General features: G+C 72.3%; 23 protein-coding genes. 12 read left to right on the top strand and 11 right to left on the bottom strand.

Going from position 1 to position 25,042, the window contains the following annotated elements:
- The first annotated feature begins 222 nt into the window (after positions 1-222).
- From kdpF to ABZ808_RS12470, 6 genes are all read left to right on the top strand, one after another.
- A complete protein-coding gene (gene kdpF / locus ABZ808_RS12445; RefSeq protein WP_036390805.1) occupies positions 223-312 on the top strand; it encodes a K(+)-transporting ATPase subunit F in 90 nt (29 codons plus the stop codon).
- Positions 312-1,967, top strand: a complete 1,656-nt coding sequence (gene kdpA / locus ABZ808_RS12450) for a potassium-transporting ATPase subunit KdpA (RefSeq protein WP_357004402.1) — start codon at positions 312-314, stop codon at positions 1,965-1,967. The genes kdpF and kdpA overlap by 1 nt, the downstream gene beginning before the upstream one ends.
- Positions 1,968-1,987: 20 nt before the next feature.
- Positions 1,988-4,183 carry a potassium-transporting ATPase subunit KdpB gene (kdpB, locus tag ABZ808_RS12455; protein WP_357004405.1) on the top strand — a complete coding sequence of 732 codons (2,196 nt, stop codon included), beginning with the start codon at positions 1,988-1,990 and terminating at the stop codon, positions 4,181-4,183.
- Entirely contained in the window at positions 4,183-5,064 is an 882-nt protein-coding gene (locus ABZ808_RS12460; RefSeq protein WP_357004408.1) for a potassium-transporting ATPase subunit C, read from the top strand. Before kdpB ends, ABZ808_RS12460 begins: the two co-directional genes overlap by 1 nt.
- 95 nt (positions 5,065-5,159) lie before the next feature.
- The gene (locus tag ABZ808_RS12465) at positions 5,160-7,709 is read left to right on the top strand and encodes a DUF4118 domain-containing protein (protein ID WP_357004411.1); all 2,550 of its coding nucleotides are present in this window, start codon (positions 5,160-5,162) and stop codon (positions 7,707-7,709) included.
- The gene (locus ABZ808_RS12470) at positions 7,706-8,386 is read left to right on the top strand and encodes a response regulator (RefSeq protein WP_357004413.1); all 681 of its coding nucleotides are present in this window, start codon (positions 7,706-7,708) and stop codon (positions 8,384-8,386) included. Before ABZ808_RS12465 ends, ABZ808_RS12470 begins: the two co-directional genes overlap by 4 nt.
- Here ABZ808_RS12470 and ABZ808_RS12475 read toward each other — a convergent pair.
- The 3 genes from ABZ808_RS12475 to ABZ808_RS12485 are packed head-to-tail and all read right to left on the bottom strand — an operon-like array spanning position 8,349 to position 9,705.
- Positions 8,349-8,774, bottom strand: a complete 426-nt coding sequence (locus tag ABZ808_RS12475; RefSeq protein ID WP_357004415.1) for an SAV_915 family protein — start codon at positions 8,772-8,774, stop codon at positions 8,349-8,351. The genes ABZ808_RS12470 and ABZ808_RS12475 overlap by 38 nt on opposite strands.
- On the bottom strand, positions 8,771-9,274 hold the full coding sequence (locus ABZ808_RS12480) for a universal stress protein (RefSeq protein WP_357004417.1): 504 nt from the start codon (positions 9,272-9,274) through the stop codon (positions 8,771-8,773). Before ABZ808_RS12480 ends, ABZ808_RS12475 begins: the two co-directional genes overlap by 4 nt.
- A complete protein-coding gene (locus ABZ808_RS12485; protein ID WP_357004420.1) occupies positions 9,271-9,705 on the bottom strand; it encodes a hypothetical protein in 435 nt (144 codons plus the stop codon). Before ABZ808_RS12485 ends, ABZ808_RS12480 begins: the two co-directional genes overlap by 4 nt.
- Positions 9,706-9,867: 162 nt before the next feature.
- Here ABZ808_RS12485 and ABZ808_RS12490 point away from each other — a divergent pair, with 162 nt between their 5' ends.
- A complete protein-coding gene (locus ABZ808_RS12490; RefSeq protein ID WP_357004423.1) occupies positions 9,868-10,623 on the top strand; it encodes a dienelactone hydrolase family protein in 756 nt (251 codons plus the stop codon).
- A 30-nt stretch (positions 10,624-10,653) separates the two neighbouring features.
- Here ABZ808_RS12490 and ABZ808_RS12495 read toward each other — a convergent pair whose 3' ends face one another.
- The 8 genes from ABZ808_RS12495 to ABZ808_RS12530 all read right to left on the bottom strand — a co-directional run bounded on the left by ABZ808_RS12495 (position 10,654) and on the right by ABZ808_RS12530 (position 17,434).
- Positions 10,654-11,178 (bottom strand): YetF domain-containing protein, encoded by a 525-nt coding sequence (locus tag ABZ808_RS12495; RefSeq protein ID WP_357004425.1) that lies wholly within the window; start codon positions 11,176-11,178, stop codon positions 10,654-10,656.
- A gap of 154 nt (positions 11,179-11,332) precedes the next feature.
- Positions 11,333-12,217: an SMP-30/gluconolactonase/LRE family protein gene (locus tag ABZ808_RS12500; protein WP_357004427.1), complete on the bottom strand. Its 885-nt coding sequence runs from the start codon at positions 12,215-12,217 to the stop codon at positions 11,333-11,335.
- 48 nt (positions 12,218-12,265) lie between these two features.
- Positions 12,266-13,207 (bottom strand): sugar kinase, encoded by a 942-nt coding sequence (locus ABZ808_RS12505; protein WP_357004430.1) that lies wholly within the window; start codon positions 13,205-13,207, stop codon positions 12,266-12,268.
- Positions 13,204-13,875, bottom strand: coding sequence for a bifunctional 4-hydroxy-2-oxoglutarate aldolase/2-dehydro-3-deoxy-phosphogluconate aldolase (locus tag ABZ808_RS12510; protein ID WP_357004432.1), 672 nt, complete (start codon positions 13,873-13,875; stop codon positions 13,204-13,206). Before ABZ808_RS12510 ends, ABZ808_RS12505 begins: the two co-directional genes overlap by 4 nt.
- Positions 13,876-13,886: 11 nt before the next feature.
- Entirely contained in the window at positions 13,887-14,801 is a 915-nt protein-coding gene (locus ABZ808_RS12515) for a hypothetical protein (protein WP_357004434.1), read from the bottom strand.
- Complete coding sequence (gene dgoD, locus ABZ808_RS12520) at positions 14,795-15,940, bottom strand: galactonate dehydratase (protein ID WP_357004436.1); 1,146 nt, start codon at positions 15,938-15,940, stop codon at positions 14,795-14,797. The genes ABZ808_RS12515 and dgoD overlap by 7 nt, the downstream gene beginning before the upstream one ends.
- Positions 15,937-16,647, bottom strand: coding sequence for a FadR/GntR family transcriptional regulator (locus ABZ808_RS12525; protein ID WP_357004440.1), 711 nt, complete (start codon positions 16,645-16,647; stop codon positions 15,937-15,939). The genes dgoD and ABZ808_RS12525 overlap by 4 nt, the downstream gene beginning before the upstream one ends.
- Positions 16,648-16,687: 40 nt before the next feature.
- Positions 16,688-17,434, bottom strand: coding sequence for an SDR family oxidoreductase (locus ABZ808_RS12530; RefSeq protein ID WP_357004442.1), 747 nt, complete (start codon positions 17,432-17,434; stop codon positions 16,688-16,690).
- A 159-nt stretch (positions 17,435-17,593) separates the two neighbouring features.
- Here ABZ808_RS12530 and ABZ808_RS12535 point away from each other — a divergent pair, with 159 nt between their 5' ends.
- The 5 genes from ABZ808_RS12535 to ABZ808_RS12555 all read left to right on the top strand — a co-directional run bounded on the left by ABZ808_RS12535 (position 17,594) and on the right by ABZ808_RS12555 (position 24,981).
- Positions 17,594-18,889 carry an extracellular solute-binding protein gene (locus tag ABZ808_RS12535; protein ID WP_357004446.1) on the top strand — a complete coding sequence of 432 codons (1,296 nt, stop codon included), beginning with the start codon at positions 17,594-17,596 and terminating at the stop codon, positions 18,887-18,889.
- A gap of 79 nt (positions 18,890-18,968) precedes the next feature.
- A complete protein-coding gene (locus ABZ808_RS12540) occupies positions 18,969-19,808 on the top strand; it encodes a sugar ABC transporter permease (protein WP_357004449.1) in 840 nt (279 codons plus the stop codon).
- Entirely contained in the window at positions 19,808-20,629 is an 822-nt protein-coding gene (locus ABZ808_RS12545) for a carbohydrate ABC transporter permease (RefSeq protein WP_357004452.1), read from the top strand. Before ABZ808_RS12540 ends, ABZ808_RS12545 begins: the two co-directional genes overlap by 1 nt.
- Complete coding sequence (locus tag ABZ808_RS12550; RefSeq protein WP_357004455.1) at positions 20,626-22,713, top strand: alpha-galactosidase; 2,088 nt, start codon at positions 20,626-20,628, stop codon at positions 22,711-22,713. Before ABZ808_RS12545 ends, ABZ808_RS12550 begins: the two co-directional genes overlap by 4 nt.
- 45 nt (positions 22,714-22,758) lie before the next feature.
- On the top strand, positions 22,759-24,981 hold the full coding sequence (locus ABZ808_RS12555) for a glycoside hydrolase family 27 protein (protein ID WP_357004458.1): 2,223 nt from the start codon (positions 22,759-22,761) through the stop codon (positions 24,979-24,981).
- Positions 24,982-25,042 lie beyond the last annotated feature (61 nt).

The raw sequence follows: 25,042 nt of genomic DNA on the forward strand, positions 1-25,042 counted from the left end.
GGCGTGAAAACCGCGTCAAGAAACGGTTCGCCTCCGTCATGGTCGCGTCATGACCCCTGCCGTTCGGCGTGTGGCGGGGCTTTGATTGCCCGGCGCGACCGGGAGGCGGTCGCGACGAACCTTTCCGGTCTGAGGAGTCAGCGTGTCTGACGTGGTGTTCGTGGTCCTGACGGTGGCGCTGTTCGCAGCGCTCGCCCTGGTGGTCCGGGCGGTGGAGAAGCTGTGAACGCGGTCAATGCCGTCGGTCTGGTGCTCGCGATCGTCCTGGGCGCGTTCCTGGTGTTCGCCCTGTTGTTTCCGGAGCGCTTCTGATGACCATGACAACAGCGGGCGTCATCTTCGTGCTGACGCTGGTGGCGGCCCTGGTGGCCGTCTACAAGCCGTTCGGCGACTACATGTTCCGGGTGGTCTCCGGCACCCGGCAGTCCCGGGTCGAGCGGGGGATCTACCGACTGGTCGGGGTCAACCCGGCCGCCGAGCAGACCTGGGGCGTGTACGCCCGCAGCGTGCTGGCGTTCTCGGCCATCTCGCTGCTGTTCCTGTACCTGCTCCAGCGGGTGCAGAACCACCTGTGGCTGTCGCTGGGCTTCGACCCGGTGGTGCCGCACGGCGCGTGGAACACGGCCGTGTCGTTCGTGGCCAACACCAACTGGCAGTCGTACTCGGGTGAGTCGACGATGGGCCACCTGGTGCAGATGGCCGGCCTGGCGGTGCAGAACTTCGTCTCGGCGGCGGTCGGCATCGCGGTGGCGGTCGCGCTGGTGCGCGGTTTCGCCCGCAGCCGCACCGGGCAGCTCGGCAACTTCTGGGTCGACCTGACCCGGATCACGCTGCGGATCCTGCTGCCGGTCGCGGTGCTCGGCGCCATCGCGTTCATGATCGGCGGCGCGGTGCAGAACCTCTCGGCCGGCACCGACGTGACCACCCTGACCGGCGGCACCCAGACCATCACCGGTGGTCCGGTCGCCAGCCAGGAAGTGATCAAGCTGCTGGGCACCAACGGCGGCGGCTTCTACAACGCCAACAGCGCCCACCCGTTCGAGAACCCCACCACCTGGACGAACTGGTTGCAGATCTTCCTGATCCTGCTGATCCCGTTCAGCCTGCCCCGGGTCTTCGGCCGGATGGTCGGGCAGAACCGTCAGGGCTACGCCATCGCCGCGGTGATGGGCATCCTGGCGTTCGCCAGCGTGGTCATCACCAACGCCTTCGAGCTGGCCGGGCACGGCACGGTGCCGCAGGCGGTCGGTGCCGCGCTGGAGGGCAAGGAGGTCCGGTTCGACGTGTCGAACTCGGCCACCTTCGCCGCCGCCACCACGCTGACCTCGACCGGTGCGGTGAACTCGTTCCACGACTCGTTCACTCCGCTCGGCGGCATGATGCCGATGTTCAACATGATGCTCGGCGAGGTCGCCCCCGGTGGCACCGGCTCCGGCATGTACGGCCTGCTCATCCTCGCGGTGATCACCGTCTTCGTGGCCGGCCTGATGGTGGGCCGCACCCCGGAGTACCTGGGCAAGAAGATCGGCTCGCGGGAGATCAAGTTCGCCTCGCTGTACTTCCTGATCACGCCGATCCTGGTGCTGGTCGGCACGGCGGCGGCGTTCGCCACCGGCAACAATTCCACCGCGCTCAACGTCGGGCCGCACGGCCTCTCCGAGGTGCTCTACGCGTTCACCTCGGCCAGCAACAACAACGGCTCCGCCTTCGGCGGCATCACGGTGAACACCACCTGGTGGGACACCGCGCTCGGGTTGTGCATGCTGCTGGGCCGCTTCCTCCCGATCATCTTCGTGCTCGCGCTGGCCGGCTCGCTGGCCCGCCAGGCACCCACCCCCGCGTCCGAGGGCACCCTGCCGACCCACCGTCCGCTGTTCATCGGAATGGTCGTCGGCGTCACCGTGGTCCTCGTCGCGCTGACCTTCCTGCCCGCGCTCGCGCTCGGCCCGCTGGCGGAAGGGCTCTGACCATCATGAGGAACGAGGACATGTCCGTCACGTCCGCGCCAACAGAGCAACTCCCCGGCACCCCTGCCACACAGGGCAACCGGGTCGGTGGGGGCCTGCTCGACCCCCAGCAGATGATCCGGTCCCTGCCGGACGCCGTACGCAAGCTCAACCCGGCCACCATGTGGCGCAACCCGGTGATGCTCATCGTCGAAGTCGGCGCGGCCTTCACCACCGTCCTGGCGGTGACCGACCCGTCGGTGTTCGCCTGGGCGATCACCGTCTGGCTCTGGCTGACCGTGCTCTTCGCCAACCTGGCCGAGGCGGTCGCCGAAGGCCGGGGCAAGGCCCAGGCGGCCGCGCTGCGGCAGGCCAAGCAGGACACCATCGCCACCCGGCTGCTCGACTGGAAGCCCGGTGCCCGCGCCAACACCTACCGCGACGAGGCGGTGCCCGCACCGCAACTGCGCCAGGGCGACATCGTGCTGGTCGAGGCGGGCGGCATCATCCCCGGCGACGGTGACATCGTCGAGGGCATCGCCAGCGTCGACGAGTCGGCCATCACCGGCGAGTCGGCCCCGGTCATCCGCGAGTCCGGCGGCGACCGCAGCGCGGTCACCGGTGGCACGAAGGTGCTCTCCGACCAGATCATCGTGAAGATCACCCAGAAGCCCGGGGAGAGCTTCATCGACCGGATGATCGCCCTGGTCGAGGGCGCCAACCGGCAGAAGACGCCGAACGAGATCGCGCTGAACATCCTGCTCGCCGCGCTCACGATCATCTTCCTGCTGGCCGTGGTCACCCTTCAGCCGCTGGCCATCTTCTCCAAGGCGTACCAGGCGGCAGCGCCGGACAGCGGGGCGATCACCGACTCCGGTGTCACCGGGGTGGTGCTGATCTCGCTGCTCGTCTGCCTGATCCCCACCACCATCGGCGCGCTGCTCTCCGCCATCGGCATCGCCGGAATGGACCGGCTGGTGCAGCGCAACGTGCTGGCCATGAGCGGCCGGGCCGTCGAGGCTGCCGGCGACGTCAACACCCTGCTGCTGGACAAGACCGGAACCATCACGCTGGGCAACCGGCAGGCCGCCGAGTTCGTACCCGTCGAAGGGGTCACCGCCGCGACCCTGGCCGACGCCGCACAGCTCTCCAGCCTGGCCGACGAGACCCCGGAGGGGCGCTCGGTGGTGGTGCTGGCCAAGAACGAGTTCGGGCTGCGCGAGCGCGAGCCCGGCGTCATGCCGCACGCCACCTTCGTACCGTTCACCGCGCAGACCCGGATGAGCGGCGTCGACCTGACGCCGGACGCCAGCGTCGACGGCGGGGCGGTCGAGACGGCGCGGAGGGTCCGCAAGGGCGCCGCCGCGGCGGTCATGAAGTGGGTACGGGAGAACGGCGGTCACCCGACCGAGGAGGTCGGCGAGATCGTCGACGCGATCAGCGGCACCGGCGGCACCCCGCTGGTCGTCGCCGAGCACATCGACGGTGAGCCCGCCCGCGCGTTGGGCGTCATCCACCTCAAGGACGTCGTCAAGTCCGGCATGCGGGAGCGGTTCGACGAGATGCGCCGGATGGGCATCCGTACCGTGATGATCACCGGCGACAACCCGCGTACCGCGAAGGCCATCGCCGACGAGGCCGGGGTGGACGACTTCCTGGCCGAGGCGACGCCGGAGGACAAGCTCGCGCTGATCAAGCGGGAGCAGGAGGGCGGCCGGCTGGTCGCGATGACCGGTGACGGCACCAACGACGCCCCGGCGCTCGCGCAGGCCGACGTCGGCGTGGCCATGAACACCGGCACGTCGGCCGCCAAGGAGGCCGGCAACATGGTCGACCTCGACTCCGACCCGACCAAGCTGATCGAGATCGTGGAGATCGGCAAGCAGTTGCTGATCACCCGGGGTGCGCTGACCACGTTCAGCATCTCCAACGACATCGCGAAGTACTTCGCGATCATCCCGGCCATGTTCGCCGGCCTCTACCCGAGCCTGGACGCGCTGAACATCATGCGGCTGTCCAGCCCGGAGTCGGCGATCCTGTCCGCGGTCATCTTCAACGCCCTGGTGATCATCGCGCTGATCCCGCTCGCCCTGCGGGGTGTGCGGTACCGGCCGGCCGCCGCGTCGAAGCTGCTCAGCCGCAACCTGCTGGTGTACGGACTGGGCGGCATCATCGTGCCGTTCATCGGGATCAAGCTCATCGACCTGCTCATCCAGTTCATCCCGGGGATTTCGTGATGCGCCTACCCACCTGGATCGCCCAACACCTCGCCGCCCTGCGCGCCGTACTCGTCTTCACGGTGCTGCTCGGCCTGGTCTACCCGCTGGCCCTGGTAGCGGTTGGTCAGCTGCCCGGCCTCAACCACAAGGCCGACGGCTCGCTGATCACCTCGGGCGGGACGACGATCGGCAGCTCGTTGATCGGCCAGTCCTTCACCGACGCCGACGGCAACCCCGTCCCGCGCTACTTCCAGTCCCGCCCCTCGGCCGCCGGTGACGGCTACGACCCGACCTCCACCTCGGCCAGCAACCTCGGCCCGGAGAGCGTGGTCGACACCATCGCCACCGACCCGGAGGAGTCCAGCGAGAGCCTGCTCACCCAGGTGTGCGGGCGCAGCAAGTCCGTCGGCGAGCTGGACGGCGTCGACGGCCGTCGCCCCTTCTGCACCGACGACGGGGTGGGTGCCGTGCTCGCGGTCTTCCGCGCCGACGGTCTGACCGGGCCGGTCACCCGCGTGGTCAGCGTCAACCAGACCGCCCCGGCCACCCCGTTCGTGTCCTCGTACGAGGGGGTGCCGGTGGAGCTGGCCCAACCCGGCGAGGACTACGTGGCCGCCGGCGGGCTGGTCACCCCGATCCGCGGCAACGCCCCCGCCGACCCGGCTGTGCCCGCCGACGCGGTCACCGCCAGCGGCAGCGGCCTCGACCCCCAGATCAGCCCGGCGTACGCCGAGTTGCAGGTCAACCGCGTCGCGCGGGAGCGCGGCGCGGACCCGGCAGCGGTCCGCAAGCTGGTGGACGAGCACACCGGCGGACGAGGGCTCGGCTTCATGGGCGAGCCGGGCGTGAACGTGCTGGAGCTGAACATCGCGCTGGACAAGCAGTTCCCGGCACGCTGAGCAGGCTCTGAGCACGACACCGGGCGAGGCCGTTCCACGGGGACGGCCTCGCCCGGTCTCCCGCATCGGCGATCCCCACCAGGAAGGATGTTCCCGTGCCACGCGGAGAACTGCGCATCTACCTCGGAGCCGCCCCCGGCGTCGGCAAGACGTACGCCATGTTGGAGGAGGCCCAGCGGCGTGCCGCGCGCGGCACCGACGTGGTCATCGGTTTCGTGGAGACCCACGGCCGTCCGCACACCGCCGCCATGCTCGGCGACCTGGAGCAGGTGCCCCGCCGCGCGATGACCTACCGGGGCGCCGAGTTCACCGAGATGGACCTGGACGCGGTGCTGGCCCGCCGGCCGGAGATCGCGGTGGTCGACGAACTGGCACACACCAACGTGCCCGGCTCGCGGCACGACAAGCGCTGGCAGGACGTCCAGGAGTTGCTCGACGCGGGCATCGACGTGCTGTCCACGGTCAACGTGCAGCACCTGGAGTCCGTCAACGACGTCGTCGCGCAGATCACCGGCACCACCCAGCGGGAGACCGTGCCGGACGAGATCGTCCGCGCCGCCGAGCAGGTCGAGCTGGTCGACATGACCCCCGAGGCGCTGCGCCGCCGGATGGCACACGGCAACATCTACCGCCCCGACAAGATCGACGCCGCGCTGGGCAACTATTTCCGGGTCGGCAACCTCACCGCGCTGCGCGAGCTGGCGCTGCTCTGGCTGGCCGACAAGGTCGACGAGCAGCTCGACCGGTACCGCAGCCAGCAGGGCATCGCCGCCACCTGGGAGGCCCGGGAGCGGGTCGTGGTGGCCCTGACCGGCGGCCCGGAGGGCGAGACACTGATCCGTCGCGCGGCCCGCGTCGCGGCCCGCAGCAAGGGCGCCGACCTGCTCGCCGTGCACGTCTCGCGCAGCGACGGCCTGGCCGGCGCGGACCCGGCCCAGCTCGCCCGCCAGCGGGTGCTGGTGGAGAGCCTCGGTGGCACCTACCACCAGGTGCTCGGCACCGACGTGCCGGCCGCGCTGCTGGACTTCGCCCGTGGCGTGAACGCCACCCAACTGGTGCTCGGTGCCAGCCGACGGGGCCGCTTCGCGCAGTTCTTCGCCCGGGGTGTCGGGATGACCACCACCGCGCTCTCAGGGTCGATCGACGTGCACCTGGTCACCCACAAGCAGGCCGGCAAGGGCCGCCGGGCAGCGGCGGTGCCGGCGGCGCTGTCGCGGCGTCGGCGGCTGCTCGGGTTCGCCCTGGCCGTGCTGGGGATGCCGCTGCTCACCCTGCTGCTGAGGACCCTGCCCGATCTGACGCTGACCAACGACATCCTGCTGTTCCTCGCCGGGGTCGTCGGGGTCGCCCTGGTCGGCGGGGTGTGGCCCGCCCTGGTCGCCGCGCTCGGCGGATCGCTGCTGCTCAACTGGTTCTTCACCCCGCCGTTTCGCACGCTGACCATCGCCGAGGCGGACAATTTGCTCGCCCTGGCCGTCTTCGTCGGCGTGGCGTTGGCGGTGAGCTGGGTCGTCGACGTGGCCGCCCGACGTACCCGGGAGGCCGCCCGCGCCGCCGCCGACGCGCAGACCCTCGCCGCCGTCGCCGGTGGCGTGCTGCGCGGCGAACGTCCCCTGCCCGCCCTGCTGGACCAGCTCCGGGAGACCTTTGGGCTGCGGGCGGTGAGCGTGCTGGAGCTGGCCGAGGAGGCCAGTGGGCGCCCCGAGCGCGCCCGTGAGGAGCACGCCTGGTGCGTCGTGGCCAGCGTCGGCGAGCAGCCGGCCTGCACGCCCGACAGTGGTGAGACGGCGGTACCGGTCGACGAGCGGATCACCGTGGTGCTCAGCGGCCGACGACTGGAGGCCGCCGACCGGCGGATCGTCGAGGCGTTCGCCGCCCAGGCCGCCGTGGCGCTGCGTCAGGAGCGACTCGCCGAGGAGGCCGCCACCGCCAAACCCCTCGCCGCGGCCGACCGCATGCGCACCGCGCTGCTCGCCGCGGTCAGCCATGATCTGCGTACGCCACTGGCGTCGGCGAAGGCGGCCGTGACCAGTCTGCGCAGCCAGGACATCGAGTTCGACGAGCAGGACCGGGAGGAGTTGCTGGAGACCGCCGAGGAGTCGCTGGACCGTCTCGCCCGGCTCGTCGCCAACCTCCTGGACATGAGCCGCCTCCAGGCCGGCGTCCTCGGCATCACGGCGACCGCGATCGGCCTGGAGGACGCCGTACCCCTGGCGCTGGACGAACTTGGCCCGGCGGCCGCGACCGTCGGGACGGACATCCCGGCCGACCTGCCGGCCGCCACCGCCGACCCGGGCCTGCTGGAACGGGTGCTGGTCAACATCGTCGCCAACGCGCTGCGCTACAGCCCGCCCGACGAGCCACCCACGATCACCGCCAGCGCGCACGCCGGGCAGGTCGAGCTGCGGGTGATCGACCGGGGGCCGGGCATCCCGGAGGACCAGTGGGAGAACGTCTTCCTGCCGTTCCAACGCCTCGGCGACCGGGACAACCAGACCGGTGTCGGTCTCGGTCTTGCCCTGTCCCGGGGGTTGGTCGAGGCGATGGGTGGCAGCATCACCCCCGAGACCACCCCCGGTGGTGGGCTCACCCTTGTGCTGCGGCTGCCCGCCGCGCAGACCAGCTCGGAGGGGCCGCAGGAATGACCCGCATCCTGGTCGTCGACGACGAACCGCAGATCCTGCGTGCCCTGCGGATCAACCTGCGTGCCCGCCGGTACGACGTGGACGTCGCCGGCACCGGTGCCGCCGCCCTGAAGGCCGCCGCCACCCACCCGCCCGACCTGGTGGTGCTGGACCTCGGCCTGCCCGACATCGACGGGGTGGAGGTGATCCGTGGCCTACGAGGATGGACGGCCGTGCCGATCATCGTGCTCTCCGGCCGGGCCGGCAGCGAGGACAAGGTGGCGGCGCTCGACGCCGGGGCCGACGACTACGTCACCAAGCCCTTCGGGGTGGAGGAGCTGCTGGCCCGCATCCGCGCGGTGACCCGGCGGCTCGGCACGTCGAGCGAGGCGGTGCCCGCGCTGCGCATCGGCCAGCACACCGTTGATCTGGCCGACCACAGCGTACGGCGGGACGACGGCACCGAGGTCAAGCTGACGCCCACCCAGTGGAGCGTGCTGGAGAAGCTGCTCCGGCATCCCGGCAAGCTGGTCAGCCAACGGCAGCTCCTCCAGGAGGTGTGGGGGCCGGAATACCAGAACGAGACAAACTACCTGCGGCAGTACCTCGCCCAGCTACGGCGCAAGCTTGAGGACGACCCGGCCCGCCCCCGCCACCTCATCACCGAGCCGGGGATGGGATACCGCTACCGCCCCTGACCCGGTCGCCTCCGACGGCCGCCAGGGCGGGTACGGGAGGAATCCGGCCCGGCGCGGTCGGTGCCGTCCGGTCGCCGACGCCCTCCCCGAGCGGTGGCGCCACCAGCAGCGGGTCGACCTGGATCCGGTCGATGCCGAGCGGGCGCAACATGCCGCGCAACGCCGACTCGCAGAGTTCCTCCCACGGTTGGTCCGCGCCCATCGCAGCGGCCAGCAGCTCGACCCGGGTGAAGGCGATCCCCACCCGTTGCCCCTGCGGCGAACGGCCGGTTCGCACCGTCCGCACCTGCCGTCCCGGCAGATCCCGCACCGGAACGGCGTAAATTATCGGGGCCTCGTCCATGGTCGGGTTGGTCCTTTCCATTCGTGCCGCACGTGCGGCGGTCATCGGCTGAAACGTTCGAGGTCACGGGCGAAGCGGCGGATCGTCGCGGCCCGCGCCCAGGACGGCGCGGGGACCGCGACGACCGGCACGGTGGCCCGTTCCACGCAGTACCGGGTGACGTGGCCGGGCGACCGGCCGAACCGGCCGCGCTCGGGGCTGCCGACGACGAGCAGGTCGGACTCCCGGTGTGCGTGGTCGACCAGCACCTGCCCGGCGTACCCCTGGGTCGCCACCAGCCGTACGGCCACGTCCCGGGGCATGCCACCCAGCGCCGCGTCGAAGACACCGCGCAGGTAGACCAGGGAAGCCCTGTCGCACTCGTCCTGCCAGCGCCAGGTCAGCGTGCCGGGCCGCCAGGTCGGCGCGAAGACCCACGCGCGTACGGCGTCCAGGTGCGCGCCGTCGCGGCGGGCCAACTGGACAGCGCGGCGCAGCGCCTGCATCCCGGCGAACGACCGGTCGACGCCCACCACGATCCGGCGGGCAACGTCTGGGCGGCTCATGCGGCGGACACCACCCAGGCCGGGGCATCCTGCGGGGTACGCGGGTCCGCCGGCGTGGTCAGGTCGAGCGCGCGGAGGATCGAGTGCGCCACCACCACCTCCACCCCCGCGCGGCGGCGCAGGTCGGCCACGGCGCGGTGCAGCACGGTCATGCTGTCGGCGGAGAGCCGCACCACGGCATCGACGTCGGCGGCGATCCACCACGCGGCGACGGCGCACGGCTCGTGCCGCAGGTACTCGACCAGGTGACTGCCGGGCGCGGACGGGCCGAGCCGGACGCTGACCAGCGCCTCGTGCCGGCGGGCCGGCTCGTCCGTCCCGAACGCGGGAGGTCGCGCCGGGCCGGTTCCGCCATCGCGGGCGGGGAGTTCGTCGTCGGCGCCGGGTGTCAGGTTGCCACGTTCCCAGCGCGTCATCCGCCAAGGACTCATGGCCCCATCGTCACCACCCGGCGGCGGCCCAGCGCCCGCCGATACGTCGTTCTGACGGGTCGCCGCGAATTCTTGACGGCCTGTTCACGCGGGCGCTCGGCGGGCCCGCCGACCTGGCGGGTAACGTTCGGGACGGACCAAGATCGCGTACGAGGAGGCCCGGTGCAGACGACGACGGTGGACATCCCGACCAGCGACGGAGTGGCGGACGCGTGTCTGACCCGGCCGGACGGGGACGGACCGTTCCCGGCGGTGCTCCTCTTCATGGACGCCTTCGGGCCGCGCCCGCGCCTGGTGGAGATGGCCGAGCGGATCGCCGCCCGGGGTTACCTGGTGCTGACGCCCCACCTGCTCTACCGGGCGGGCCGGGCGCCACTTGCCGACCTGTCCCGCCTCGGCGACCCCGCCCAGCGCGGCGCGATCATCGAAAAGGTCATGCCGCTGATCCGCGCGTTGACCGCCGACGTGATCAACCGGGACACCGCCGCGTACCTCGACTTCCTGGCGGCCCGCGACGACGTCCGACCCGGCCCGGTCGCGATCACCGGCTACTGCATGGGTGGCACGAACGCGCTGCTGGCCATCGAGGCGCACCCGGACCGGATCGCCGCGGCGGCCAGCTTCCACGGCGGGCGGATCGTCACGGACGCACCGGACAGCCCACACCTGGGCGTCGGCTCGATCACCGGCGAGGTGTACTTCGGGCACGCGGAAGCGGACCAGTCGATGACGCCCGAGCAGATCGCGACGCTGGAGAAGGCGCTCGACGCCGCCGGTGTCCGGTACGGCTCGGAGGTGTACGCGGGCGCCCACCACGGCTACACCATGGCCGACACGCCGGCGTACGACGAGCAGGCCACCGAACGGCACTGGGTCGCCCTGTTCGACCTGCTGGACCGGAACCTGCCGACCGGCTGACGCTGCCTCTGCCCCCGAATCGTTCGACCGTCAGCCGAAGCCGCTCGCGCTGCGACCGTTGCGGTGCCGGCCGGGCGTACGGGTGGTGACGCTGAACCGGCCGTCGGGCTCCATCCGCACCTCGCGGACGTCCGCGAGGTCGGTGACGCCCTGCTGCCGCAGCAGGGTGTGCAACTCCTCGTTGGTGATCAGTTCGCGGCGCATGTTCTCCCGCATGACCTGCCCGTCCCGCACCAGCACCAGCGAGCTGGGCCGGATCAGCCGGGCGGCGGCCTGCCAGCGGTACGCGACGGCGTTCAACAGGTACGACCAGCCGATGATCACCCCGACCAGCAGCAGCCCGTCGGTGATCGAGTTGTAGCCGCCGGACATGCCGTTCTGTGCGGCGTCCGCGAGCAGCACGATCACCAGCAGGTCGGTGACGCCGGTGGTGCCGCTCTCCCGCTTGAGGATGACCCGAAGGAGCGTGAACAGGGCGAGGTACATGACGCTGCCCCGGATCACGATCTCCAACAGCGGGGTGTCCGGGATGAACACCTTGCCCCAGTCGGCCACCTGACCGGCTACCCGCCGGCCGACCAGCCATGCCTGCCCACCACCGGAAACGCCGGGAGCAGGACGGGTGGGCCGGGGATCGGTCGGCCCACCCGTCCTGCTCGACGGCGAGCACGGCGAGCACGGCGAGCACGGCGGGCCGACCGTGGCCGGCTCAGCTCGCGGCGGGTGCGGCTGCGGTCGCGGTGGGCAGGCCGGGGACCTCGACGTCGATCGCGAGCAGCGCACCGTCGACCGCGCTCGCCTCCGCGAGCCCGAGCCGGGCGGTCCCGATGAAGAGCCGCCGCAGGTCGGGGCCGCCCAGGCAGATGCCGGCCGGCTGGCGGGCGGGGAGACGGATCTGGCGGTCCAGCGTCCCGTCGGGCCGGTAGCGGCGTACCGCCGAGCCGCCCCACAGCGCGACCCAGAGGTGCCCGGCCGCGTCGACGGTCATCCCGTCCGGGCTGCCGTCGGAGTCGTCCAGTCGAAGGAACGGCTCCCGCCCGTGCAGGTCGCCGGTGGCCGGGTCGACGGTGAACCGGTCGACCTCGCCGCGCGGGGAGTCGGCCAGGTACATGGTGGTGCCGGTGGCGTCGAACGCCGGCCCGTTCGGGATGCTCAGCCCGGTCACCGCCGGCACCGGCGTCGCGCCCGGGGCGAGCCGGTACAGCGTGCCCCCTCCGGGCAGCCCGGCGTACGTCATGCTGCCGGCCCAGAAGCGGCCGTGCGGGTCGGCGACCGCGTCGTTCATCCGGGTCGGCTCGGGCGCGTCGCCGACCAGGTCGGCGACCGGCCGAGGGTCACCGGTGGTGGGCAGCAGGGTGACGCCGGTGCCGGCGGCGGCCAACCACTCACCGGGGCGGTCGGCCACCGGGGCGATCGCGCCGAGTGGCACGTCGAGGCGGCGCAGCTCCCGCAGCGGGGCCGGCGCGTCGCCGTCGGTCTCCAACAGCCGGCCGGCGAGCAGGTCGACCAGGACCAGCCGGTTGTCGACCCAGCGCAGCCCCTCGCCCAGCTCCAACCGGTCGGTGCTCCAGACGGTCGGCTCGGTCAGCTCCATCGTGCTCCTCCAACGATCTCGGGCGGCCGAGGCCGGCCGCCGCACCGGTCAGCGGACCGTACCGCCGGGGCCGTGGTCGAGCAGCCCCAGCTCCGCCCGGTCGGGCAGGCCCTCCCAGTCACCCCGGGTGGCGACGGCGAACGCGCCGGTGGTGACCGCCCGGTCCAGCCGGGCCGGCACGTCGGCGTCGTCCAGCCAGCCGGAGAGCAGACCGGCCACGAAGGCGTCGCCGGCGCCCACGGTGTCCACCACCGGCACCTGCCGGGCCGGCCGGTGCACGGTGCCGGCCGCGCTGTGGCTGGTGGCCCCGCCGGCACCGTGCTTCACGACAACCTCGGTCACGCCGGCCTCGCGCAGCGCGGCGACCGGGTCGGCGGCGTCGGTCAGGACGGCCAGCTCGTCGTCGGAGGCGACCACGAGATCGATCGAGGGCAGCAGCGGTCGCAGCGCGGCCGCTGCCTCGTCGACCGACCAGAGGCGGTTGCGGTGGTTGACGTCCAGGCAGACGGTGCTGCCCGCCGCGCGGGCGAGCCGCACCGCTGTGACCACCGCGTCGTACGGCTCGACGCCGAGCGCGCAGGTGATGCCTGTGACGTGCAGCAGCCGGGGTGGCCGGCCCGAAGGGTCGAACGCGGGCGTGACGTCGGCCTGGCGCAGCCGCGAGCCGGCGGACCCGGCGCGGTGGTAGGTGACCCGGTTGATGTCGGCGACCCGGGCCTCGAAGAGGATCAGCCCGGTGGGGGCCGCCGGATCGACCCGGGCCCAGGTCAGGTCGACGCCCTCGGCGCGCAGCGTGCGGCGGATCAGTTCGCCGGGCTCGTCGGCACCGGTGACCCCGACCCAGGCCGCCCGATGGCCGAGCCGGGCCAGCCCGATCGCCACAGTCGACTCGGACCCGGCGACGGAGATCCCGGCGGTGCCGCCCAGTCGCAGCGGGCCGGTGGTGCGGAAGGCCGCCATGGTCTCGCCGAGGGTGAGCAGGTCGGTCACGAGCGGACCACCGCGAGGAAGGTGGCCGCCCGCTCGCGCAGCGCCGCCAGGTCGCCGCCGCGGACGGCGTCGCCGAGGAGCGGGGAGCCGACGCCGACCGCGACCGCCCCCCGGTCCAGATAGCCCCGGACGCTGTCCGCGTCGACCCCACCGACCGGCACGAACGCGGTGTCGGGGAACGGGTCACGCAGCGCGCCCAGGTAGCCGGGCCCGCCGAGGGAGGCCGGGAACAGCTTGACCGCGGTGGCCCCCGCACTGGCGGCCTGCACGACCTCGGTGGGGGTGAGGGCACCGGCGAGCACCGGCAGGCCGAGCCGGCCGGCCTCGGTGGGGGTGAGGGCACCGGCGAGCACCGGCAGGCCGAGCCGGCCGGCCTCGGTGACACTCGGCGCCAGCGCCGGGGTGACCAGGAAGCCGGCGCCCGCGTCGGCCGCCGCCCGGGCGTCCTCGACGGTGAGCACGGTGCCCGCGCCCAGGGCGAAGTCGGGCCCGAGCGCGACCCGGGCGCTCCGGATGATGCCGAGCGCGTCGGCGCTGGTCAGCGAGACCTCGACAAGCGCGACGCCGCTCTCGGCCAGGGTGAGCACCGAGGCCAGCGCGGCCGCCGGGTCCGGGCCGCGCACGATGGCCAGCAACCGGTGGGTACGCAGCTCGTCGATCAGGTTCATCGCGGATGTCCTCAGTGGATGCGGTGGGCGGAGATGGTGAGCCGCCAGGCGACCTCACCGGTGGGTGGAACGATCGCCGCGTCGGCCGGGCCGGCGTCGGCCAGGTCGAAGGCGGCGCCGAGCATCGGCTCGACGCCGAGGCTGCGGTAGGGGGCGGTTGCCGGCCAGCCGCCCAGGTTGCGCCAGAGCGCGGTGCTGCGGGGCTGCCCGTCGCACTCCAGCGCCAGGGTCAGCCGGTCGGGGCCGTCGGTCACCCGGACCACCGGGCAGTCGAGCAGCACCGCGCCGAGCGCGGTGCCGTCGGCCGGGCCGAACGTGTCCAGCGGCAGCCCGGCCGGAGCCGGCCACGGCCCGGTCAGCCAGGGGTCGTCACCGGGCCAGGTGCCCGGCGGCAGCAGGGCCGCGGCCTCCGGGTGCAGTCGGGTGGGGGTGCCGGCGGGTGCGTCGAGGCGGGCATCGGGGGAGAGGTCGAGCAGGGCGTGCGCGGCCCAGACGAACCGGTAACCGGGGTCGGCGGCCAGTCGGTAGTCGGCCACCACCACGCCGCCGGATTCGCTGATCCGGCGGGTCAGGGTGAACGTCGGCCGCTCGATGACCACGCTGTCCGGCCCGGCCGCGTCGGGGCCGGCGGCGTCGGGGCCGGCGGTGTCGGGACCGGCGGCGTCGGGACCGGCGCTGTCGGGACCGGCGGTTCGCCACGGGCGCGGCCACACCTCGCCGTGGTCGGGCTCGCCGCGCACGGTGGGCAGGCACTCCTCCAGCCCGCCGGCGTCGACGAACGCGTCGCCGGGGCGTACCTCGTGTCGGCCGGGCTCCGGGCCCTGCCACAGCCACTCCCGGCCGCCGCCGCGCAGGCTGGTCCACCGACCGCCGTGCGCCGCGTCGTACGCCGCGCGCAGCGGGACCGGCGCGAGCCCGGTCACCATTCGGCGAACGACCCGTCGCGGTGCTGCCAGACCGGGTTGCGCCAGGCGTGCGGGGTACGCGCGGCCTCGCGGACCGCCGCCTCGTCCACGGTGATGCCCAGGCCGGGCCGGTCGAAGCGGGCGATGTGCCCGTCCACGAACCGGAACGGCTCCCGGTTGACCACGTAGTCGAGCAGCTCGGAACCCACGTTGTAGTGGATGCCGATGCTCTGCTCCTGGATCAGGAAGTTCGGTGTCGCGAAGGCCACCTGGAGGCTTGCCGCCAGCGAGATCGGCCCGAGCGGGCAGTGCGGAGCGAGCAGCGCGCCGTACGTCTCGGCCAGCGCGGCGATCCGGCGGACCTCGGAGATGCCACCGGCGTGCGACAGGTCGGGCTGGACCACGGTGACCCCGGCCTGTAGCGGGCCGAGGAACTCGGAACGGCCGTAGAGGCGTTCGCCGGTGGCCACCGGGATCGGGGTGCTGGCGACGATGTCGCGCAGGTGGTGGGCCTGGTCGGGCAGGACCGGCTCCTCCACGAAGAACGGGCGCAGCCCGGCCAGCTCGGGCAGGATCCGCCGGACCGCGGCCAGCCCGGCTCGGCCGTGGAAGTCCAGCGCGATGTCCCGGTCGGGGCCGAGCACCTCCCGGGCGGCGGCGACCCGGCCGATCACCGCGTCCACCTCGGCGGAGGTGGGGATGGGGGACAGTCGCCCGCTCGCGTTCATCTTGACGCCGGTGAGACCGGCGGCGACCTGTGCGGCGGCGGCGTCGGCCACCTCGCCGGGCTCGTCCCCGCCGATCCACGAGTAGACGCGCACCCGGTCCCGTACCGGCCCACCGAGCAGCGCGTGCACCGGCGCACCGTACGCCTGCCCGGCGATGTCCCAGAGGGCCTGGTCGAGGCCGGCGACCGCGCTGGAGAGGATCGGGCCGCCGCGGTAGAAGCCGCCCTTGGTGAGCACCTGCCAGTGCTGCTCGATCCGCAGTGGATCCTCGCCGATCAGATATTCGGAGAGCACCTCGACGGCGCTGCGCACCACCTCGGCGCGCCCCTCGACCACCGGCTCACCCCACCCGACGAGCCCGTCGTCGGTCTCCACCCGGCAGAACAACCACCGTGGCGCGACCAGGAAGGTCTCGATCCGCTCGATCTTCACTGACTGCCCCTTCGTCCCCGTGCCTTTTCGACGTCGCGGACGGCCTTGTCCAGCAACTCACGCATGGCGGTCTCGGCCGCTGTCTCGTCCCGGGCGCGCAGCGCGTCGACCACCGCGCGGTGACTCGGCACCGGGTCGTCGTGGGCGGCGCCGCCGTGCACGAGCCGGTCCCGTTCGGCGAGGCCCGTCTCCATCACCACCTCCATGCGCTCCAGCAGCTCGTTGTGGGTGGCGGCGAGCAGCCCGCGGTGGAAGGCGAGGTCGGCGGCGACGGCGGCGATGGGATCACCGTCGGCCTCGGCCATCTCGGTCAGCGCCCGGTCCAGTGCGGCGACGTCGTCGTCGGTGCACCGGAGGGCGGCCAGCCGCGCGGCGGCCGGCTCGATGATGGCGCGGACCTCGTGCAGTTGGTCGAGCAGCCGTTCGTGGGGGCCCTCGGCGAACTGCCAGCGGATCACGTCGCCGTCGAGCAGGTTCCAGTCGGCCCGTGGCCGGACGAACGTGCCGCGCTTCTGCCGGGCGTCGACGATGCCCTTGGCCGAGAGGACCTTCAGCGCCTCGCGCAGCGCCGTCAGGCTGACGTCGAACTCCTCCTGCAGAGCGGCGATGTTCAACGTCGACCCGGCGGCGATCTCACCGGTGAGGATGCGGCGGGCGATGGCCTCGACGGTCTGCCCGTGGACGCCGCGGCTTGCGTACTGTGCCAATGGTTTCCTGGCCTTCTCGCTGGTGTCGGTATCGATCTGCTCAGGCCGAGGTTTTCACCGCTGTCCAGCCACCGTCCACCACCAGGCTCGCGCCGGTGACGTAGGCGGCGTCCGGTGAGGCGAGGAACGCCACGGTCGCGGCCACCTCGTCCGGTGTGCCGAACCGCTTGGCCACGGTCTCGTCGACGCTGCGCTGGCGGTCCTCTTCGGACACGTCGGCCCAGGCGGCGGTGAAGATCGGCCCGGGCAGCACGGTGTTGACCCGCACCCGTGGGCCGTACTCCACAGCGAGCTGGCGGCCGAGCGCGACCAGGCCGCCCTTGGCCGCCGCGTACGCGGGACGGCCGGGCAGCCCGACCAGGGCGTGCACCGACGAGATCAGCACCACCGCGCCAGACCGTGCCCGCAGGTCGTCCAGGCAGGCGCGGACGCCGAGGAAGGAACCGGTGAGGCTGACGCCGAGCTGGTGGTCCCATGACTGCCGGCTGGTTTCGTGGGCCGGAGCGACCTGCACCGCGTAGGCGGTGCTGACCAGGATGTCGACCGGGCCGAGCCCGGCCCGCACGGCGGCCACGGCGGCCGTCCAGTCGGCGTCGTCACTGACATCGCCGATTACGGACAGTGCCCGGTCGCCACGTGCGGTCAGCTCGTCGGCCAGCGGGCCGGAGTCGGTCACGTCGAGCAGCGCGACTGCCGCTCCTTCGGCGGCGAGCCGCCGGGCGATTGCGGCGCCGATCCCGCCCATCGCTCCGGTGACCAGCGCGTTCTTGCCTTCAAGCCGGCGCATAGGCTGATCCTCCTGACCCTCGCCTTGATCTCGAATAATCATTAATTACGAAGATATCTTGACAGGCGGCGAGGGCCGATGCAACCTTCTGGTCACACACATTCACATGGCCGACACATTGCGTCGTGACGCTGCGTGTCGTAGAGGAAGGACACCCTCGTGAGCGACTTCGACCCCGGTCGCCGGCGATTCCTTGGCCACCTCGGGCTTGCCGGCCTCGGCGCCCTCGGTGCCGGCTCGTTGCTCAGCGCGTGCGCCAGCTCTGCCAGCGGGCCGACGACGAGCAACGGCTCCGGCGCGGTAACCATCCAGTCGAACCTCTCCTCGCCGCAGGCCAAGGTGGCGATGGAGAAGCTGATCGAGACCTTCAACGCGCAGGGCAAGGGCACGGCGAGCCTCAACACGGTCGCCTCGGAGACCTTCCGGACCCAGCTGCCGACCTACCTGACCTCCGCCAACCCGCCGGACCTCTACACCTGGTACGCGGGCTCGGTCGCCAACGACTACGCCAGCCGTGGCCTGCTGTTGGACGTCTCCGACGTCTGGAAGTCACTGGGCGACTACCCCCAGTCGCTGCGCACGCTCTCCACCGACGCCAGCGGCAAGCAGGTCTTCATGCCGATGAACAACTACTGGTGGGGCTTCTTCTACCGCAAGTCCAACTTCGCCAAGTGGGGCGTGCAGGAGCCGAAGACCTGGACCGAGTTCCTGGCCCTGTGCGAGACGCTGAAGAGCAAGGGCATCCCGCCGATCGGCATCGGCCTCGGCGACACCCCATGGATCGCCTCGGCCTGGTTCGACTACCTGAACATCCGGATCAACGGCGCGCCGTTCCACCGCGAGCTGCTCGCCGGCAAGCAGCGCTTCGACGACCCCAAGGTCAAGGCGGTCTTCACCCGCTGGCGCGAGGCCCTGCCCTACTTTGACCCCAAGGGCAAGGCGTACCCGTTCCAGGAGGCGACCACCGCGCTGCTGGCCGGCAAGTCCGGCATGTTCCTGATCGGCACGTTCTTCGCCGACGCGGCACCCAAGGACGCCCTCGGTGACCTGGACTTCTTCCGGTTCCCGATCATCGACCCGGCGGTGCCCCTGGCCGAGGAGGCCCCGACGGACGGCTTCTTCGCCAGCGCGAAGACCGGCAACCCGACCGGCACGAAGGCCCTGCTCACCTACCTCGGCGGAGTCGAGGCCCAGGAGGCGTACGTCAAGGCCAGCTCCGGCATCGTGCTGCCGGCCAACCCGAAGGCCAAGGCGTCCGACTCGCCGCTGGTGGTCAAGGGTAAGGCGATGCTCGACGAGGCCAAGGAGCTGACCCAGTTCTTCAACCGCGACTCCAGCGACGCGCTCCAGCCGACCGCGGACACCGCGCTGACCAAGTTCATCGACAAGCCGGACCAGATCGACGCGATCCTGCGGGAGTGGCAGGCGGGCGCCGAGAAGGTCTTCAAGGGCTGACGTGACAGCAACGATCTCTACGACTTCGGTCACCCCCACTCGGCGGCGGCGACGGTCGGCTCGACTGTCGCCGCTGCTGGTGGCGTTCGTCCTGGTGCCGTTCGCGGTCGAGAGCATCTGGGTGTTCTGGCCGGCGCTCCAGGGCTTCTGGTTCTCCCTCACCCGCTGGGACGGCATGTCCGCGCCCAGCTTCGTCGGGGTGGACAACTACGTCGAGTTGGCCAGCGACGCCACCTTCCGGGGTGCGCTGGTCAACACCGTGATCTGGTTGGTGCTCTTCGGTGGCCTCTCCGTGCTGGGCGGCTTCGGCATGGCGCTGGTCCTGCAGAAGGAGCGGCGTGGGGTCGGCTTCTACCGGGCCGCGCTGTTCACCCCGGTGGTCTTCTCGCTGGTGGTGACGGCGCTGGTCTGGCGGGTCTTCTACCAGCCCGACGGCATCGCCGACACGGTGCTGCGGGCCGTCGGCCTGGAGCACCTGATCCGGCCCTGGCTCGCCGACCCGCAGACCGCGCTGTACGCGGTGATCCTGCCCGCGCTGTGGCGGCAGATCGGCTACGTGATGGTGCTGTTCCTGGCCGGGCTGAAGGCCATCGACCCGGCGCTGCACGAGGCGGCCCGGATGGACGGCGCCAACTCCTGGCAGCGCCTGCGGCACGTCACGATTCCCCAGCTCAAGGGGGTCAACGCCGTCGTGCTGTCGGTCATCGTGATCGACTCGCTGCGGTCGTTCGACATCGTCTGGTCGCTGACCAAGGGCGGGCCGTACCACTCGTCGGAGCTGCTCAGCACCTACATGTATTCGACCGCGTTCCAGAGTCTGCGGCTGGGCTACGCCTCCGCGATCGCCGTGGTGATCTTCGTGCTCGCGCTGGCCGTCATCCTCGGTTACCTGGTCCGCGCGTTCCGGGAGGAAGCGTGATGAACAAGCTCCGCACCGGGGCCTTCCACACCGGCATGATCCTGCTCTCGCTGCTGTGGCTGGGCCCGGTGATCTGGGTCGTGGTGATGTCCACCCGATCGTTCGACGACATCGCCGCGCACGGCGTGGGCAGCCTGCCCCGGTCGTTCACGCTCGACACCTACCAGCAGGCCTGGACCGACGGCGGTGAGCTGCGCGCCCTGATCAACAGCATGCTGGTCACCATTCCGTCGGTGGCGTTGAGCCTGGGGCTGGCCGCGATGGCCGCGTTCGCGCTGAGTCGCTTCCGGATCCCCGGCCGGCGGACCATCCTGCTGCTGATGCTCGCCGGCAACCTCCTGCCGCCGCAGATCCTGCTCATCCCGGTGGCGAAGTTCAGCGAGCTGACCGGCCTGTACGACACGCTCTGGGCGCTGATCGCCGTGCAGGTCGGCTTCGGGCTCGGCTTCTACACCTTCGTCCTGCACGGCTTCATGCGGGACCTGCCGGGCGAGATCCAGGAGGCGGCGACGATCGACGGTGCCGGCACGGCGCAGATCTTCACCCGGGTGATGTTGCCGCTGACCCGGCCCGCGCTGGCCGCCCTCGGCGCGCTCTCCTTCACCTGGATCTTCAACGACCTGCTCTGGGCGATCACCGTGCTGCGCACCGACGACAACATGCCGGTCACCCCGGCACTGCTCGCCCTCCAGGGCCAGTTCGTCTCGTCCTGGAACGTCATCGCCGCCGGCACGGTCATCGCGGCCGTCCCGACCGTCGCGGTCTTCCTCCGCTTCCAGCGGCACTTCGTCTCCGGCCTGGCGCTCGGAGCGGTCAAGTGACCGCCGCGTCCGGGCAGCGCTGGACGCTGCGCGGCGCGCACACCGAGTACACGGTGACCGTGCCGGCGCACGGCCGTTGGCTGGAACTGGTCGCGTGGGGTCCGCACGGCGTCTCGGAGGGGCCGTCGCCGGTCGCCTACGACGGCCCGGTCCCGTTCCTCACCGCCGGGGACGCCGCCCCCATCGAGTACGCCACCGACGCCGACCGCCCGTTCACGGGCGCCGACCTGGTGGTGGAGACCCCTGCCGGGGAGCGCCGGGTCGGTTTCGTGCACACCGACGTGCGGGCCGCCGCCGACGGGCGGGAGTTGGCAGTCGACTTCGCCGACCCGGTGACCGGGCTGCGCGCCACCGTGCACTACCGGGTGCCCGCCGGCACCGACGTGGTGCAGCGCTGGGTCGAGCTGACCAACGCCGGCACCGGGCCGCTGCGGGTGGTCCGGGCCGGGTCGGCCGGGTTCTGCGTACCGACGCCGCACGGCGCGCTGCTCAGCCACCAGTGGGGGCAGTGGGCGCAGGAGTTCCAGCTCTCCCATGTCGAGTTGGGCCACGGCACGTTCTCCGTCGGCAGCTCCCAGGGCGTACCCGGGCATCTGCACGTGCCCTGGCTGGCCGTGCGGGACACCGCCGAGCCGGCTGGTCCGGCGTGGGCGGTGGCGTTGGCCTGGACCGGCTCGTGGGAGATCAGCGCCGAGCGGGACACCGGCGGCCTGACCCGGGTACGGGCCGGCCGTCACCTCGTCGACGGTCCGCTGGACCTGGCCCCCGGTGAGCGGCTGACGTTGCCGGTGGCCACCGGGGCATACAGCCCGGACGGCCTGGACGGGCTGGCCCGGGTCTGGCACACCCACCAGCGGCTGCTCGCCGCCGAGCGGCTCACCCCGCGTCCGGTGCTCTACAACTCCTGGGAGGCCACCTACTTCGCGGTCGAGGCGCAGAGCCAGTTTGCGCTGGCCAGAATCGCCGCCGAGCTGGGCGTGGAGACGTTCGTCGTGGACGACGGCTGGTTCGTCGGCCGCAACGACGACACCGCCGGACTGGGCGACTGGACGCCCGACCCGGCGAAGTTCCCGGCCGGGTTCGACGCGTTCATCGCCGACGTCCGCGCGCTCGGGCTGAACTTCGGGCTCTGGGTCGAGCCGGAGTGCGTCAACCCGAAGTCCGCGCTCTACGCCGAGCACCCGGAGTGGGTCTACGCCGTCGACGGCCGGCCGCTCACCCCGGTACGCAACCAGTACCTGCTCGACCTGGGCCGACCGGAGGTCGCCGAGTTCGTCCACTCCACAGTGGACGGTCTGCTGCGCCGGTACGACATCGACTACCTGAAGTGGGACTTCAACCGCCCGCGTACCGAGCCGGGACGGCCGGGCGGGGTCGGCCCGCTCGACCTGGACGGCGCGCACGTCGCCAACCTGCACCGGATCTACGAGCGGCTGCGCCGGGACCACCCCGGCGTGCTGATCGAGGCGTGCGCCGGCGGTGGCGCGCGGACCGACCTGGCGATGGCCGCCCGCGCCGACGTGTTCTGGCCCAGCGACAACACCGGCCCACTGGACCGGCTGGCCATCCAGTACGGCTTCCTGCACGCCAACGCACCGCACCTGCTCAGCTCCTGGGTCACCGACGCGCCCGGCCTGTTCGACCCGCGTCCCCGCTCGCTGGCGTTCCGCTTCGTCCTGGCGATGGCCGGTGTGCTCGGCATCGGCGCGGACATCCGGGCCTGGACCCCGGCCGAGCGGGCCGAGGCCGCCGGCTGGATCGCCCGGTACAAGGAGATTCGGGACGTCGTCACGTACGGCGAGGTGCACCTGATCGGCGGCCCCGACCAGGCGCGCTGCGCGGTGCAGTACACGGCGCCGGACGAAAGCCGGGTGGTCGTGCTGGCCTGGCACACCGGCCGGCTCGACGGCACCGGCCTGCTCCCGTCCCGCCCGGTGCGGCTGCCGCTGCGCGGGCTCGACCCCGCGGCGCGCTACCGGCACGGCGACCGGCACTACTCCGGCAGCCACCTCAGCGCCGTCGGTCTGCCGGTGCGGTGGAGCCCGACCCACGACGCCGACCTCATCGTGCTGACCCGCGACTGAGGTCGGAGCACCACCACCCCACCCCCGAGGGACAGGAGTACCACCATGCGCCTGATCCGACCGCTGACCGTCGCCCTGGCCGTGCTCGGCCTGGGCGTCGTCGGCCCGCTGCCGGCCAACGCCGGCCCACCGCAGGCACCCCCGCCGCCCGCCGGCCACGGACCGGGCGGGCCGGGTAGACCCGGTCACGCCCCGGCCGCGACCGGCACCGAAGACCAGGGCGCGCCGACGTTTCACAACAGCGGGCTCGCCCCCACGCCCTACCAGGGCTGGAACACCTACTTCGGCCTCGGTGGCGACCCCACCGAGGCCGAAGTACGGTCGGTCACCGACCACATGGTCACCAGTGGCCTCCGCGACGCCGGCTACACCTACGTCTGGATCGACGGCAACTGGGCCGCGCCCACCCCGCGTAACGAAGCCGGTCAGCTCGTCGCCGACCCGGCCCGGTTCCCCGGTGGGATGGCCGCGCTCGCCGCGTACATCCACAGCAAGGGCATGAAGGCCGGCATCTACACCGACGCCGGCCCGTACCTGCCGGGGCAGTGCGGGCTCGGCAGCAACGGCCACTACGCCGCCGACGTCGCCCAGTTCGCCGGCTGGGGATTCGACGCCCTCAAGGCCGACTGGCTCTGCGGCCGGGCCGCCGGCCTGGACCCGGAGGCCACCTTCCGTGAACTGGCCGAGGCGGTACGCCAGTCGCCCCGGCCGATGCTGCTCAACATCTGCAACCCGGTCAGCTCCGACTGGGGTGGCGGGCCGTACACCCCGGAGCAGCTCTCCACCTGGAGCTACACGTACGCGCCGACGGTCGCCGACTCGTGGCGGACGTACACCGACGTGGGTCTGACCGACCCGACACCGCAGTGGGCGTTCCCATGGGTCCTGCGCAACATGGACGTCAACGCGTACCACCCGGCGGCCACCGGGCCGGGGCACTACAACGACCCGGACTACCTGCTGCCGATGCGTCCGCTGCCCGACGGCGGGTACGAGCTGAGCCTGGAGGAATCCAAGACGCAGCTCGGCATGTGGGCCATCATGGCCGCGCCGCTGGTGATCGGCTCCGACCCGCGTGGCCTGCCGAACGAGATGATCTCGGCGCTTACCAACCCGGAGATCATCGCGGTGGACCAGGACCCGCTGGTCCGCCAGGGGATCAAGGTCGCCGACACCGGCACCGACGCGCAGGTCTGGAGCAAGGTGCTCACGGGCGCCGGCCGGCGGGCGGTCGCGCTGCTCAACCGGCACGACACCGCGCAGCAGATCACGGTGACCTTCGCCGACGTTGCGCTCGGCGGCTCGGTCCGCGTTCGTGACCTGTGGACGCGTGCCAACGTCGACGCCGTACCCGGCACCGCCGGTGTCCAGCCGTTCACCGGCTCGTACACCGTCGAGGTCCCGGCGCACGGCGTGGCCATGCTGGGTCTGACCGGCACTGACCAGGTCGCCGGCGCCAGCCTCGGCGGCACCGCCAGCGCCAGCCCCGCGCTGGTCCGGGTGGACGACACGCACGCCACCGCCTTCGTCCGCGACGCGCGCGGCGCGTTGGCGATGAACACCCGCTCCGGTACGACGTGGGGGACCGGTTGGACCTCGCTCGGCGGCCCGGTCGGCGGCCGGATCCTCGGCCAGCCGGCGGCGTACGGCTCGGCGGACGGCCGGATCGACGTCTTCGTGCGGGGCACCGACAACGCGGCCTGGCAGCGCAGTTACGTCGCCGGGAAGTGGGGGCCGTGGCGGAGCCTCGGTGGCACGCTGACCGACGGGCCTACCGTGGCGTGGACCAGCCCGACGCAGTGGACGCTTGTCGTCCGTGGCGCCGACGGCAAGCTCTGGTCGCGGACCCCGAGCACCGGCTGGACCGGCATCGGCGCTCCCGACGACCGGCCCATCTACGGCCGGCCGAGTGCGGTCGTCGACGACGCGGGTGTGCTGCACGTGGCCGTTCGCAGCCGGACCGACGAGGTGTGGTGGCGCAGCCGCACCGGCACCACCTGGTCGGCCTGGACCAACCTGGGCGGCACCACCAGCGGCAGCCCGACCCTGCTCGCCACGTCCGGCCGGGTCTACCTGTTCGCGTTGGCCGCCGACAACCGGCTCTGGCAGCGCAACCTGGCCGATGGCGCCTGGGGCGGCTGGTTCCGCCGTGGTGAGTTCGCCACCGACGCCTTCCGGGGCGCCCCGGGGGCGGCGGCCGGCGCCAACGGCAGCGCCTGGCTGGCGGTGCGCGGCGTGGACGACCGGGTGCACCAGATCGTCCTCTGATCCAGAGGGTGGCGGGCCGTCGTCCGGCGGCCCGCCACCGCACCGTCCAGGGTGGCGCTGG

The organism is Micromonospora sp. NPDC047527, assembly GCF_040643015.1.
In the GTDB taxonomy this organism is placed as follows: Bacteria; Actinomycetota; Actinomycetes; order Mycobacteriales; family Micromonosporaceae; genus Micromonospora.